Here is a 12,452-nt window from a genome sequence, read left to right as displayed (position 1 = left end):
AGAGACCGCAGCCAGCCAGGAGGCCCACAAGCCATGACGCACGCACACGCACAGGCACTCCCACAGGCCCCCTCACACGCCCTCTCGTTCGGCAGCACGAAGCCCAAACGCAAGACCACCAAGCAGCAGATCAAGGGACTGGTGCGGCTGGGTCTCGCGACCGTGTTCGCCATCGTCATCCCGGTCGGCATGTGGGTCGGGCTCGCGCCGCTGGCCATGGCGGTGGTGGCGCCGGCGCACGTGAAGGTCGATCTGAACCGCCGGCCGGTGCAGCATCTCGAAGGCGGCATCGTGCGCCAGGTGCTGGTGCGCGACGGGCAGCAGGTCAAGGAAGGGCAGGCGCTGGTGGTCTTTGCCGACGTGGGCATGGACGCCGACCGCAACCGCCTGACCTACCGCCTCGCGGTGGAGCGCACCGCCCTGGAGCGCCTGGAAGCCGAACAGCACCGCGCCGAGAAGCTGGTGTTCTCCGAAGCCCTGCAGGCCGAAGCCCGCAAGGACCCGCGCCTGCAGGACGCGATGGCAAAGGAGTCGTCTCTCTTCGCGGCGCGCCGGCATTCGCTGCAAAGCGAGCTGGCGCTCATGCGCATGCTGCGCCAGAAGGTGCAGCAGGAAATCGGCTCGCTGGAGGCGCAGGGCGTGAAGGCCCAGGAATCGCTGGCGCTTCAACACCGCGACCTGCAGGCCAATCGCGACCTGGTGAGCGAGGGCTTCGTCTCCAACGCGCGCATCAACCAGATGGAAGCCTCGGTGGCCGACTACACCGCCAAGCTCGAAGAGCGCCGCTCGGAACTTGCGCGCGGCCACGGGCGCCTGGTCGATGCCGACATCAAGAGCAACTCGATCGTCAACGAGTACCTGCGCTCGGCCAGCGACCAGCTCAAGAGCGCGGTCACCCGCGTGAGCGAGATCGAGCAGGAGCTGCGCAAGTCCGACGACGCCACCACGCGCCAGGTCGTGCTGGCGCCGGCGGCGGGCGAGATCATCGACCTGAAGTTCACCTCGCCGGGCGCGGTCGTTCGGCCGGGCGAGGCCATCGCGGAAATCGTGCCGAGCAACACCGCGCTGATGATCGAGGCGCAGATCCGTCCGGAAGAAGTCAACAACGTGCTGGTGGGGCAGAGCGCCCGCATCAAGTTCACCGCCTTCAAGTACCGCAACGCCACGATGGTCAAGGGCAAGGTGACCTATGTGTCGGGCGACCGGTTCACCGACAAGACGACGCAGATGCCGTATTACGCCGTTTCCATCCTGGCCGACGCCGAATCGGTCGAGGCCGTGGGCGATCTGAAGATGCAGGCAGGCATGCCGGCCGAGGTGTACATCGAAGGCGGTTTCCAGACCGCGCTTCAGTACTTGCTGGAGCCCATTACTTCCACATTGCGCCGGGCCGCTCGGCAAATGTGAGAACCGGACTTTTCGTCGGCTTCTTCCCATCGTTTTCGGGTGCATTACCGCATGGCGCCAAAAACGTGATTTCCACGCGGAGCCCTCCCAACGACGATTGACGCAGCCGCACGACCGCGTGGTGCGCCAGCGCCACCGCCTGCACGATGGACAGGCCCAGCCCGACGCCGTGCGGATCGATGCGGCCCAGGCGGTTGAAGCGCTGGAACGCGGCGGCATGCTGGCTCGCGGGAATGCCCGGGCCGGAATCGTCGAAGGTCAGCACAACGGCCTCATCGATGCGGGCACTGCCGACCTCGATGCGCCCGCCGGCGGGCGTGAAGCGGATGGCGTTGTCCAGCAGGTTGTGCATCAGCATGTGCAGGCCGAGTTCGACGGCCGGCAACCGCGCCGCGTCGAAGCGCGTGACGACCGTCACCCGGCCGTCGGCGGCCACCGGGCCCAGCTCGGACATCACGTCCTGGAAGACCTTGTGCAGGTCCACATCGACCGCCACATGCCCCGCGACCGCCAGGCTGTCGACGCGGGCGAGATCGAGCAGCTGATCCAGTAGATAACTGGCCTGATCGATCCCGGACATCAATCCGCGCAGGCACGCCGACAACTCCTGCGGCGATGAAGCCACGGCGGTGGCCAGCTGCGCGTGCGCGCGAAGCCCGGCCAGCGGCGTTCGCATTTCGTGCGCGGCAATGGCCGTGAACTCCCGCTCGCTGGACAACGCCGACCTGAAGCGCGCAAACAGCCCATTGACCGAATCGACCATCGGCTTGAGTTCGATCGGCGGGTTCGCAACCTTCAACTCCGACAGGTCCAGCGCATGGCGTTCGCGAAGCTGCGAGGCGTAGCCCTCGACCGAGCGCAGCGCCTGGTTCACGAACCACCAGGTGCTCACGAAGATCAGCAGCAGCGGAATCGCCAGGAACGAGAGGAAGTAGCCGGTCGTGATGCCGGCCGCCGCCTCGCGATCGCGCTGGCGCTCGGCGATCTGGATGACCATGCCCGTTCTCTCGGCCGCGTGCGTGTAGGTCCGCACCTCTTCGCCATCGACAACGGCTTCGCCGAAACCACGCTGCGCAATCGGCTGCAGCGGGCCGTCCTGCCGCGCCTTGTGGCTCTGGTGCAGCAGCCGCCCTTCGACGGACCAGATCTTGTAGTGATAGCGCGCGTCCAGCGAGCTTTCGGTTTGCCTCACGACGTCGCTCAGCCCTTCGATGAAACCTTCTTCCTCGATCTCGTGTTCCGCGAAGGCGAGCACCGTGCGCGCGAGCGTGACCAGCCGCGCGTCCAGCACGTTGCGGTCGGAGATCTGGTCGGCCCGGTGCATGGCGACGCCGCCTGCCAGCAGCGTTGCGGTGCAGACGAAAAACGCGATGGCCGCAACCCGATAGCGCAAGGACCACGAAGACACGAGGCTATGCATGCAGCTTCTCGGGACCGAGCTGATAGCCGACGCCGCGCACCGTCAGAATGAGGTTGGGCGAGAACTTGCGCCGCAGGTAGTGGATGTGAACCTCGACCGCGTTGCTCTCCACTTCGACGTCGAAGGTGTACAGCGCCTCTTCGAGCTGGCCGCGCGAAAGGACCTGGGTCTTGCGGCGCACAAGAATCTCCAGCAGCCAGAATTCCTTGTTGGTCAGCGCGACGATGTCCCCATGCCAGGTGGCCGTGCGGTGCGACGGATAGAGCTTGAGCGGACCATGCTCCGGCTCGATCGAGGAGGGCGCCTTGCCGTTGACCCGGCGCAGCACGGCCCTCACGCGCGAGGCGAGTTCTTCCAGGTCCAGCGGCTTGACCATGTAGTCGTCGGCGCCCATGTCCAGCAGCCGCACGCGGTCCTGAATGCCGCAGCGGGCCGTGATCACGATCACCGAAACGGGAATGCCCCGGCTGCGGATGATCTTGAGCAGCGAATCGCCGGCGACGTCCGGCAGACCGAGGTCGAGCAGCACGCAGTCGTAGTTGCAGGATGCCAGCGAAGAGAGAACCTCCTTGCCGCCCCGGCTCCAGTCGACCGCATAACCCGCGCGCATGAGGCCCTTGTGCACGGCGCTGCCGAGCAGTTCGTTGTCTTCGACCAGGAGCAGCCGCATGGCACATGCCCGATCAACGTCGTCCAGCCGGCGCGGCAGGGCGCACGCAGGAGGTACTGGGCGCGTGGAAGAGGAGGGTTGCGAGGCGGCTGGGTACCCCATTGCGACGGCCGTGCCGTGTCGTGCATGAAGACCGCAGCGCGTCATCGAGGCGCTGCGTCCGGGCCGGGGAGAGCCCGCCGAACGATGGACGGGAAAGGACTTTCGAAGTCTTCATCTTGTCTCCTCGGCGCACTGTTTAACCGGTGGGCCGGTTGGGTCGTAGCCAGATCGTTCAACGGTATCGACCCGCATCAATGGTGCCGCGGATGTACAACCGGCGTATTAATGTAGAGAAAGTTAATTCAAATGGCAATCCAGCATTTGTGGGTTGTCGCCATAGGCTCAAAGCACTAGTTCAGCGCGTCGCGGGCCGGGAGCGAAACCGCGGGGGGCTTATCCGGCAGCGGGTCCGGGAGTTGGCCTACGAAAACGCTGGTGGCAACTCGCAGCATGCGGGCGTCAACATGCCCAGGAGTCGCTCATGCCCACCCGCATCAAAAACACAATCGTTGCCACCGCCATCGCGACGGCGTTCGCATCGCTTGCCTCGCCAGCCATCGCATTGCCCGGCGATGCGGGCAAGGGGCCTGTCGCATCGCCCGCGGACACGGTCGGCCCCAACCCGAAGATCGCACCCGTCGAAAAGCAACTGATCACCACGGTGCAGATCGCGCCGGCCAAGGGCTGGCCCGCGGGCAGCAAGCCCACGGCGGCCTCGGGTGTCGCGGTCACGCCTTTTGCGTCGGGTCTCAACCATCCGCGATGGGTCTACGTGCTGCCCAACGGCGATGTGCTGGTCGCCGAAACCAACGCGCCGCCCAAGCCCGACGACGGCAAGGGCGTGAAGGGCAAGGTCATGAAAAAGGTCCAGGCGCGCGCGGGCGCCGGCGCGCCCACGGCCAACCGCATCGTGCTGCTGCGCGATGCCGACGGCGACGGCATCGCCGAGACAAAGACCGTGTTCATCGACAAGCTCAACTCCCCGTTCGGCATGGCCCTGGTGGGCACCGATTTCTACGTGGCCGCCAGCGACGCGATCCTGCGCTTTCCGTACACCGCGGGCGAGACGACCATCACCGCCAGCCCCGAGAAACTGACCGACCTGCCCGCGGGAACGATCAACCACCACTGGACCAAGAACATCATCGCGACGCCCGACGGCGCCAAGCTCTACGCCACCGTGGGCTCCAACAGCAACGCGGCCGAGAACGGCATCGCCGCGGAAGAGGGGCGCGCCGCCATCTGGGAGGTCGATCGCGCCACGGGCCAGAAGCGCCTGTTCGCCACCGGCCTTCGCAATCCCAACGGCATGGCGTGGGCCCCGGGCGGCACTGCGCTGTGGACCGTGGCCAACGAGCGCGACGAACTGGGCAACGACCTCGTGCCCGACTACCTGACCTCGGTGAAGGAGGGCGCGTTCTACGGCTGGCCCTACAGCTACTACGGCCAGCACGTGGACGAACGCGTCAAGCCCAAGCGCCCCGAGATGGTCGCCAAGGCCATTGCCCCGGACTACGCGCTCGGCGCGCACGTGGCCGCCCTCGGCCTCGTGGCCGCCGGCAAGACGGGCTTGCCGGCACCGTTCGCCAACGGCATGTTCATCGGCGAGCACGGCTCGTGGAACCGCAGCCCGCCCGCGGGCTACAAGGTGGTGTTCGTGCCCTTCGCGGATGGCAAGCCGTCCGGCCAACCCGTGGATGTGCTCACGGGCTTCGTCAATGAAAAGGGCGAGGCCTACGGGCGGCCCGTGGGCGTGGCCATCGATGCGAAAGGCGCGCTGCTGGTGGCGGACGATGTGGGCAATGTGATCTGGCGCGCGATGGGCACCGCGCACTGAGTTCGAATCGCGGTGCTTCGGAGCGCTCTGGCCGCGGACAGCGCGGCCGTCATTTCACGCGCCTGCCATTTCATTTCGCCGGCGGCGGAAGCCCGTTCTCCTGCGTCGGCGCGGGGCCGCCGCCCGGCGGCAGGTTGCCTGGGCCCTTCTCGGGGTCCTTGATGCCGTAGAAGAACAGCACCACCACGACGATGACCGCGATGGCGGCGAGCAGCGTCCACATCAGGCGGCGGCCGATGTCGCCTTGGCTGTGTCGTTGTTTCTGGTTCATGTCTTTGCGTCACTGTGCGTCGAGTGAACTGTCGAGAGGCTTGTTGAGCTGGGCATGAGAGGGCTCCTCGGGAAAGGTTTTCGAGATCGCTCTTCGTGGCGATCCATGGCAATCGGCGTTCCCGCCGTGGCTGCGCTGAAAGACGGGCTGCGAACTGAATTGCAGCCCGTCAGACCGGCCGCTAGGCGCCGTCGGTCTCAGGCGCAACGCGTCGCGCCTTCTCGCTCGACTGAAACAGCTCCCCGGCCTTTTGCGTCAGGTCGGCTGCGAGCCAGTGCAGGTTGGCCAGGTGCCTGGGTCCGTCGCCGGTGCACCAGTCGATGTCCGCGCCATTGCAGGTCCACATGAGCGCATCGAGTTGCGCGAGCGTGTTCTCCAGGCAATCGGTCGCGTCTTGCGCGCTGCCGTCGGGAGAAGTTACCGGCGTGCGAGGCCGGGCTATAGTCTTGGTAGCCATTTTTGTGCGGTCCTTTAGAGGTTGTTGCACGTCTTTGGTTAGACGGCTGGGGTGGTGCATACACCCCGGCCGTCGCCTTTTGATACCTCGCATCTGCATCGGTGCTTTCGCATCGACAACCCGCCGCGAGGCAAGCGGCCTTCATTCATTCATTCGGTGCTTTGTGTGTGACGCCTTCCGTGTCCCCTTGGCGGGGCTGTGAGTGACAGGGGCATTCACTGTAGGCAAGAGCGCAGCGATGTGGCCGCTTCGCGCATCACGAAGTCGCGATTCGCGCCAACAAATGCAGCTTCGGCGACGCCGCGTGCACGCAGCGGGGCAGCGCCTGGCGAGGGCGCGCGCCGGCCGGCTCAGGCCCCTTCGATGCCGCGGGCCAGTGCCGCGCGGCCCTCGGGCGTGAGCGCGAGGAAGCGGCCCCGCTCGCGGCCCTGGCCGTCCTTGCGGTCCTCGCTGCCGTCGCCATCCCGAAGGGGCCGCAGCGTGAACGCGGCGACGAAGCCCGCTGCGCGCAGCACCACCAGGTTGTTGATCTCGTCGGGGTCCGTGAGCGTGAGCGGCGCCTTGCTCCGGCTCAGATGGTCGAGAAATTCCATGCACATGGTCTTGGGGCTGCAGGGATTCAGGCAGCGGCCGCAAGCCGGGTGCCGCGCGCACGGCGCTCGTCCACGGGGTCGATGTCCAGCGCCTGGCGGTACTTGGTGATGGTGCGGCGCGCGATGCGAAAGCCCTGCTGCGCCAACTGCCGCGCGAGCGCGGCGTCGCTCAGCGGCGCGGTTGGCGGCTCCACCGCGATGAGCTCGCGAATGAGCTGGCGCACCGCCACCGGCGCGCTCGCACCGCCGGCCGCGTGCTGCAGCCCGCGCGAGAAGAAGTACTGCAGCTCGAACACGCCGGCGGGCGTGGCGATGTACTTGTTGTGCACGGTGCGCGAGCGTTTGCGCCAGCCGCTCGATGCGCGCGTGCCAGTTTGCTTCGTCGGCCGCCGCGCTCTCATCGTCGACGCGGGTCATGCGCGGTGCGCGGACGGCGCCCGCGTGAAGGACGGCCCGGCCCGGCTGCCGCGGGCGAGCGCGTTGCGGCCTTCCGAAGTGATGGCGGTCACCACGGCGCGCGCAATGCGCCGCTCGCCGGCGCGCAACTGCTCCGTCGGTTCGGTCAGCGCTTCGAGCAAGGAGGCGCTGCGAAGCGCCAGGATGCGGTGGATGTCCTCCGGCGCGCAGCACACCACCGGCAGTTGCCGGCGCGAGAGGAGTTCGAGCAACTGGAAGTACTCGGCTACGCGGAGGTCTCGAGGCGTCGTCTTTTTTCTCATGCGGTACCTGGGGTGGAGAAGGTCGATGAACGGGAGGAGGGAAAGGCAACTTCTTCCGGCAATCGGCATGCCCGCCGCGCCCGTTCGCCCGTGCGTGCAATGCGAGGCGGCAGCTTCCCCGGTGAGTGGATCGCGTCCGACACCTGCGAGGCAGTGCGCGTTCAGCCTTGAGGCGGTCCGCTGCTGCGCAGCGCAAGGAGCACACGATGACCCAGTCAAGGAAGCCTGCCGAGGCCGCCGCGCCGCGCGAAACGCGATCGCCCGGGCGCGGTGCGAGCGCACCGCGGCCAGCACCTGCAAAGAAGGAAGGGCCGACCGCCACCCGCACCACGAGCGAAGGCGCTTCGGTCGGCAAGGCCGGCAACTCGACGGCCGGCGGCGCGGCCGGCCAGCTCACGCCCAAAGACTAGTGCCGCGTCGGGCCGCGGGTCATTCCTTCCGGCCGTCAAGCTGCGCCTCGGCGTCGAGCCAGTCTTGCACGTCGTCGCCGTGCGCCCCATCGCGGCGCACGTAGGCGTCGTAGGCGGCATCGCGGATGCGCGCCTCCCTGGACGCCGGATCCTTTGCGTCGCCCTGCATGGGCTGCTGCGGTGCGGACGTATCGGACGAGGGTGGCACGGCTTGGCCGGCTGTGCCATCGCCGCTCGTGCCGAGAGGTTTTGGCCTCTGTGGATTGCTGCTGCTGGTTTTCGGCATGGGTCACCTCCGTTGCGCCGTTGAACACGCGGCCAACCTACGCCGTTGCCGTGCCGCCGTCGTCGGACAAGTGCTCGTTTTCGATCGATGAATGCGAAAACCCGCTGCGGGTCGCGCGAGAGAATTCATGGCACGCGGTTTTGATCTTTTTCCTACAGCGAACGCGATCGCGCCCATGCGAGCCTGCGGCGCTCATCAACCTTGGAGTGCGCAAATGGAACGATCACCTCGCCATCTCACTGCAGCGGCCAGGCCGAGGCGAAGGACGCGGACCTCAAGGCGCTCGCCAGCAAGATGCTGCCGGTCGTGCAGGGGCACCTGAAGCACGCGCGCGAGCTGAGCACCAGCGTCGCGAGCAAGTAGGACGAAGCAGCGCGGGACCCACGGCCGCGGCGCTTGTAGGAGCCGCCGTCCAGCGGAACGCGGCCAATGGCCACTGGGCCGCGTCGCTGCCGGACGATACGGTTCGCCATGGCCCGCTCCGACACGCTCAAGAAATACAAAGCGAAGCGCAACTTCGACATCACCCCCGAGCCCGCGGACGGCGGCGAGTCCACGGCCGGCGCGTTGCAGTTCGTCGTGCAGAAGCACTGGGCGACGCGGCTGCACTACGACTTCCGGCTCGAGCTGCAGGGCGCGATGAAGAGCTGGGCGGTGCCCAAGGGCCCGAGCTACGACCCCGAGGACCGCCGCATGGCGGTGCACGTGGAGGACCACCCCATGTCGTACAACCGCTTCGAGGGGCAGATCCCCGCCAAGCAATACGGCGCGGGCAAGGTGATCGTCTGGGACAAGGGCGCCTGGGTGCCCATCGGCGATGCGAAGAAGGGCTACCGCGAGGGCAAGCTCAAGTTCGAACTGCACGGCCACAAGCTGCGCGGGCACTGGACGCTGGTGCGCATCCGCAGCCGCGATGAGAGCAAGCAGGATGCGTGGCTGCTCATCAAGGAGCACGACGCGTACGCGCGGCCGGCGGACGAGTTCAGCGTGGTCGATCAGTTTCCGGACAGCGTGGGCGCGCTGGACATGCCGGCGGAGGCGCAGGCTGCAACGCCCGCGAAAAAGGTGCCTGCAAAGAAAGCGGCTGCGAAGAAGGCAGGGCGTGCTTCGTCGTCCGGCATGCCCGAGGGCGCGGTGAAAGCCGCCATGCCCGCCAAGCTCTCGCCGCAGCTCGCCACGCTCGTCGACGCGCCGCCGCCCAATGCCGAGGACTGGGTCTACGAGATCAAGTTCGACGGCTACCGCATGCTCGCGCGCATCGACGCCGAGGGCGTGCGCCTGTTCACCCGCAACGGCCACGACTGGACCGCGAAGCTCGAACACCTTGCAGAAGCGCTCGGGCGCATGAAGCTCAAGCAGGGCTGGATCGACGGCGAGATCGTGGTGCTCAACGACGCGGGCACCACCGACTTCCAGGCGCTGCAGAACGCGTTCGACCGCTCGCGCACCGAGCGCATCGTGTTCTTCGCGTTCGATGTGCCGTACTACGACGGCCACGACCTCACCGGCGTGCCGCTGACCGAGCGGCGCGCGTTCCTCGCCTCGCTCCTGAAGAAGCCGCCGGCGGCGGTGCACTACAGCGAGACCTTCGACGCGCCGGCGCGCGACATCGTGCTGTCGGCCTGCAAGATCGGGCTGGAGGGCATCATCGGCAAACGCAAGGACAGCGGCTACACCTCGCGCCGCTCGCCCAACTGGATCAAGCTCAAGTGCAGCCAGCGGCAGGAGTTCGTGATCGGCGGCTACACCGACCCGAAAGGCTCGCGGGTGGGTTTCGGCTCGCTGCTGATGGGGGTGCACGACGAGGCGGGCGACCTCATTTACGCGGGCGGCGTGGGCTCGGGCTTCAACGACCGCTTGCTCGCCGACCTGCTGGCGCGCATGCAGAAGCTGGCCATCGACGAGCGGCCCTTCAAGAACCGCACCGAGAACGACCGCCGCGCGCACTGGATCAAGCCGGTGCTGCTGGCGGAGGTGACGTTTTCCGAATGGACCTCCGACGGGCACATCCGCCACGGCGTGTTCCATGCGCTGCGCTCGGACAAGCCGGCCAAGGCCATCGTGCGCGAGAAGCCCGTGCATGCGAGCGCGGTCGATGCGGAAGAGCGCGTGCCCGTGCGCAAGCCCGTGCGCGTGCCCGCACCCACCACCTTGCCCGGCAGCCTCAAGGTGTCGCACGCCGACCGCGTGATCGATCCGAGCACCGGGGTGAAGAAGGTGGAGCTCGTGCGCTTCTACGGCCTGGTGGCGCCGCTGATGATGGAGCACCTGAAGGGCCGGCCCGTCTCGCTCGTGCGCGCGCCGCAGGGCATCAAGGGCCAGCTGTTCTTCCAGAAGCACCTGGACAAGGGAACGATGGACGGCGTGCGCCAGCTCGACCCCGCACTGTGGCCCGCGCACGCGCCGCTGCTGGAGGTGGCGCAGCCGCTGGGCCTGGTGACCGCCGCGCAGATGAACGTGGTGGAGTTCCACACCTGGAACGGCGTGAAGACGGCCATCGGCAAGCCCGACCGCATGACCTTCGACCTGGACCCGGGGGAGGGCGTGGATTGGCCCGCCATGCTGCAGGCGGTGGAACTGGTGCGGATGATGATCGCCGAGCTGGGCCTCGCGCCGTTCTGCAAGACCAGCGGCGGCAAGGGCCTGCACGTGGTGGTGCCGATCAAGCGGCTGCACGACTGGGACACGGTGAAGGATTTTTCTCAGGCCGTGGTGCGGCACATGTCGCGCACGCTGCCGCAGCTGTTCGTGGCCAAGAGCGGGCCGAGCAACCGCGTGGGCAAGATCTTCATCGATTACCTGCGCAACGGCTTCGGCGCGACCACGGTGTGCGCCTGGTCGGTGCGCGCGCGGCCGGGGCTGGGCGTGTCGGTGCCGGTGGAATGGGCCGAGGTGCAAAGCCTCAAGGGCGGCGCGCAGTGGACGCTGCAGAACATCCACACGCGGCTGGACAAGGGCAATGCGCCTTGGGAGAGCTACGCGAAGTCGGCGCGCGGCCTCTCGGGCGCGATGAAGATGCTCGATTTCAAACGATAGGCGCGAGGCCTAGGGCTTCGCGGGCTGCGGGGCTGGCTGGCTCTGCGCGGGCGGTGCCTGCGGCGGCGCCTCGCCGCGTTTGTCCACTGCGTAGAAGTACGCGAGCGCGCCGAGGAACACGATCACCGCGGCGCTCGCGCCCCAGGTGAACACGCGGCGGTTGTCGCGGTCGTCGCCGGTTTCCTCGTGGGTTTTCTGATGGGTATGGGTGTTCATGATCGATCTCCTTTGCGCCAGCATTCGAGGGGCGCGACCACGAACCTGTAGGAGCGCACCGCCGGTGGGGTGCAGTCGACGACGACAGCGCGCCCGGCACGAACTCCGAGCGTGCGCCTAGCCTTGCGGCTTTTCCTTGCTCGCCGGCTCTGGTTGCGCGTCTCCTTGGTTCGTCGGAACCGTAGCCGGGCCGCAAACCCGGTCTGCGATGTCCTGGGTCCATTGCGCGACGTCCCGGTCCGTCATGCTGCTCGCGGGGGTGAGGCGGCCGTCCACGTAACCCAATTGCTTCACATCGTGCAGGTATTGCTCCCGCGAGAGCAGGGTGCCCGCGCACACGTTCGCGTTCGAAGCCGCGGGCGCATCCACTTCACCGGCCAGACGATCGACCAGGCGGGCGATCACCCAGCCGGGAATGCGGTGGCGCTCGCCGGGGTAGATGTAGCCAAAGAGCGTGAGGTGCGCCAGCAACACGCGCCAGTGCGCGCCGAAGCGCTCCAGGAGGCTGGCCCAGTCCAGTTGCTCGGCGCGGGCCAGCAGCAGGTGGGCGATGTCGCCGCCGTCGTAGCGCTCGCGCTCCATGATGAAGGCCTTGGACAGCAGGCTGTCCTCGACATTGGCCACGCGCGCCGACACGCCCAGGATGTCCGCGCGGCAGTTGCCGCTGAACCAGCGCTCGTCGACCGGTGTCACGCCGTTGCCCGAACTGAAGATCAGGTCGATGAACGCTTCGCCGTCGTACACCTTCGCCAGCCAGTGCGGATAGGTCAATTCGACACGCCAGCCGTGTTGCCGCATCTGCTGCGCAATGCGCTCGAAGTCTTCGCGCAGGATGAACAGGTCCAGGTCCTTGGTCGACCGGCGGATGCCCGTGTAGCAGGCCAGCGCGAACGCGCCCCCGACCAGGAAAGGAATGCCCGCATCGCTCAAGGCGTGCAGGGCCTGTCGATAGAAGTCGGCCACACGGGGGTCGACTTCCTCTTCCAGTGAAGGGGCCAGCGCGGGGAAGGGCGGGAACGACATGCTTGCAAAGGTGGCGTGAGCAGCAGACGCAACGCCGGAGCAAACGACCTCAACCCGCGTCGGCA

At 67.3% G+C, this 12,452-nt stretch carries 15 protein-coding genes; 5 read left to right on the top strand and 10 right to left on the bottom strand.

All coding sequences use genetic code 11. From position 1 onward, the window contains the following. Window positions 1-33: 33 nt before the first annotated feature. Entirely contained in the window at window positions 34-1,407 is a 1,374-nt protein-coding gene (locus tag JC881_RS00675; protein ID WP_198783796.1) for an HlyD family type I secretion periplasmic adaptor subunit, read from the top strand. Here the strand turns inward: JC881_RS00675 and JC881_RS00670 are convergent. Beyond that, on the bottom strand, window positions 1,370-2,815 hold the full coding sequence (locus JC881_RS00670) for an ATP-binding protein (RefSeq protein ID WP_198783795.1): 1,446 nt from the start codon (window positions 2,813-2,815) through the stop codon (window positions 1,370-1,372). The two genes, JC881_RS00675 and JC881_RS00670, sit on opposite strands and share 38 nt — an antisense overlap. A 4-nt stretch (window positions 2,816-2,819) precedes the next feature. After that, window positions 2,820-3,497: a response regulator transcription factor gene (locus JC881_RS00665; protein WP_198783794.1), complete on the bottom strand. Its 678-nt coding sequence runs from the start codon at window positions 3,495-3,497 to the stop codon at window positions 2,820-2,822. Window positions 3,498-4,020: 523 nt separating this feature from the next. On the opposite strand from JC881_RS00665, the gene JC881_RS00660 reads away from it, so the two are divergent. After that, window positions 4,021-5,376 (top strand): PQQ-dependent sugar dehydrogenase, encoded by a 1,356-nt coding sequence (locus JC881_RS00660; protein WP_198783793.1) that lies wholly within the window; start codon window positions 4,021-4,023, stop codon window positions 5,374-5,376. A gap of 70 nt (window positions 5,377-5,446) precedes the next feature. Here the strand turns inward: JC881_RS00660 and JC881_RS00655 are convergent, their stop codons facing one another. The 5 genes from JC881_RS00655 to JC881_RS00635 form a co-directional block, all read right to left on the bottom strand. Continuing rightward, window positions 5,447-5,647, bottom strand: a complete 201-nt coding sequence (locus tag JC881_RS00655; protein ID WP_198783792.1) for a hypothetical protein — start codon at window positions 5,645-5,647, stop codon at window positions 5,447-5,449. 181 nt (window positions 5,648-5,828) lie between these two features. Next, entirely contained in the window at window positions 5,829-6,104 is a 276-nt protein-coding gene (locus JC881_RS00650; RefSeq protein ID WP_198783791.1) for a hypothetical protein, read from the bottom strand. 350 nt (window positions 6,105-6,454) lie between these two features. Continuing rightward, window positions 6,455-6,697, bottom strand: coding sequence for a hypothetical protein (locus JC881_RS00645; RefSeq protein ID WP_198783790.1), 243 nt, complete (start codon window positions 6,695-6,697; stop codon window positions 6,455-6,457). 26 nt (window positions 6,698-6,723) lie between these two features. Next, on the bottom strand, window positions 6,724-7,026 hold the full coding sequence (locus JC881_RS00640; RefSeq protein WP_332875168.1) for a hypothetical protein: 303 nt from the start codon (window positions 7,024-7,026) through the stop codon (window positions 6,724-6,726). An 84-nt stretch (window positions 7,027-7,110) separates the two neighbouring features. Then, window positions 7,111-7,416: a hypothetical protein gene (locus JC881_RS00635; RefSeq protein WP_198783788.1), complete on the bottom strand. Its 306-nt coding sequence runs from the start codon at window positions 7,414-7,416 to the stop codon at window positions 7,111-7,113. 206 nt (window positions 7,417-7,622) lie between these two features. On the opposite strand from JC881_RS00635, the gene JC881_RS00630 reads away from it, so the two are divergent. After that, entirely contained in the window at window positions 7,623-7,826 is a 204-nt protein-coding gene (locus JC881_RS00630; protein WP_198783787.1) for a hypothetical protein, read from the top strand. A gap of 19 nt (window positions 7,827-7,845) precedes the next feature. Here JC881_RS00630 and JC881_RS00625 read toward each other — a convergent pair whose 3' ends face one another. Then, window positions 7,846-8,112 (bottom strand): DUF2934 domain-containing protein, encoded by a 267-nt coding sequence (locus tag JC881_RS00625; protein ID WP_198783786.1) that lies wholly within the window; start codon window positions 8,110-8,112, stop codon window positions 7,846-7,848. Between the two features lie 201 nt (window positions 8,113-8,313). Between JC881_RS00625 and JC881_RS00620 the strand changes: the two genes are divergently transcribed. Together JC881_RS00620 and ligD are read left to right on the top strand one after the other, a co-directional pair. After that, a complete protein-coding gene (locus tag JC881_RS00620; protein ID WP_233101469.1) occupies window positions 8,314-8,475 on the top strand; it encodes a DUF4142 domain-containing protein in 162 nt (53 codons plus the stop codon). 108 nt (window positions 8,476-8,583) lie between these two features. After that, window positions 8,584-11,148 (top strand): DNA ligase D, encoded by a 2,565-nt coding sequence (gene ligD, locus JC881_RS00615; RefSeq protein ID WP_198783785.1) that lies wholly within the window; start codon window positions 8,584-8,586, stop codon window positions 11,146-11,148. Between the two features lie 9 nt (window positions 11,149-11,157). Here ligD and JC881_RS00610 read toward each other — a convergent pair whose 3' ends face one another. Continuing rightward, the gene (locus JC881_RS00610; RefSeq protein WP_198783784.1) at window positions 11,158-11,364 is read right to left on the bottom strand and encodes a hypothetical protein; all 207 of its coding nucleotides are present in this window, start codon (window positions 11,362-11,364) and stop codon (window positions 11,158-11,160) included. 117 nt (window positions 11,365-11,481) lie between these two features. After that, the gene (locus JC881_RS00605) at window positions 11,482-12,387 is read right to left on the bottom strand and encodes a nucleotidyltransferase (RefSeq protein WP_198783783.1); all 906 of its coding nucleotides are present in this window, start codon (window positions 12,385-12,387) and stop codon (window positions 11,482-11,484) included. Window positions 12,388-12,452: the final 65 nt, after the last annotated feature.

It is taken from the genome of Variovorax sp. IB41 (genome assembly GCF_016405905.1).
Lineage (GTDB): Bacteria > Pseudomonadota > Gammaproteobacteria > Burkholderiales > Burkholderiaceae_C > Variovorax.
This window is presented reverse-complemented; position numbering and strand designations above follow the sequence as displayed.

What these genes read in the sequence shown, in the direction of transcription:
- JC881_RS00655 (WP_198783792.1), bottom strand. Translation starts at nt 5,647, where the DNA reads ATGAACCAGAAACAACGACACAGCCAAGGCGACATCGGCCGCCGCCTG.
- JC881_RS00605 (WP_198783783.1), bottom strand. Translation starts at nt 12,387, where the DNA reads ATGTCGTTCCCGCCCTTCCCCGCGCTGGCCCCTTCACTGGAAGAGGAA.
- JC881_RS00645 (WP_198783790.1), bottom strand. Translation starts at nt 6,697, where the DNA reads ATGGAATTTCTCGACCATCTGAGCCGGAGCAAGGCGCCGCTCACGCTC.
- JC881_RS00650 (WP_198783791.1), bottom strand. Translation starts at nt 6,104, where the DNA reads ATGGCTACCAAGACTATAGCCCGGCCTCGCACGCCGGTAACTTCTCCC.
- JC881_RS00625 (WP_198783786.1), bottom strand. Translation starts at nt 8,112, where the DNA reads ATGCCGAAAACCAGCAGCAGCAATCCACAGAGGCCAAAACCTCTCGGC.
- ligD (WP_198783785.1), top strand. Translation starts at nt 8,584, where the DNA reads ATGGCCCGCTCCGACACGCTCAAGAAATACAAAGCGAAGCGCAACTTC.
- JC881_RS00675 (WP_198783796.1), top strand. Translation starts at nt 34, where the DNA reads ATGACGCACGCACACGCACAGGCACTCCCACAGGCCCCCTCACACGCC.
- JC881_RS00635 (WP_198783788.1), bottom strand. Translation starts at nt 7,416, where the DNA reads ATGAGAAAAAAGACGACGCCTCGAGACCTCCGCGTAGCCGAGTACTTC.
- JC881_RS00665 (WP_198783794.1), bottom strand. Translation starts at nt 3,497, where the DNA reads ATGCGGCTGCTCCTGGTCGAAGACAACGAACTGCTCGGCAGCGCCGTG.
- JC881_RS00630 (WP_198783787.1), top strand. Translation starts at nt 7,623, where the DNA reads ATGACCCAGTCAAGGAAGCCTGCCGAGGCCGCCGCGCCGCGCGAAACG.
- JC881_RS00610 (WP_198783784.1), bottom strand. Translation starts at nt 11,364, where the DNA reads ATGAACACCCATACCCATCAGAAAACCCACGAGGAAACCGGCGACGAC.
- JC881_RS00660 (WP_198783793.1), top strand. Translation starts at nt 4,021, where the DNA reads ATGCCCACCCGCATCAAAAACACAATCGTTGCCACCGCCATCGCGACG.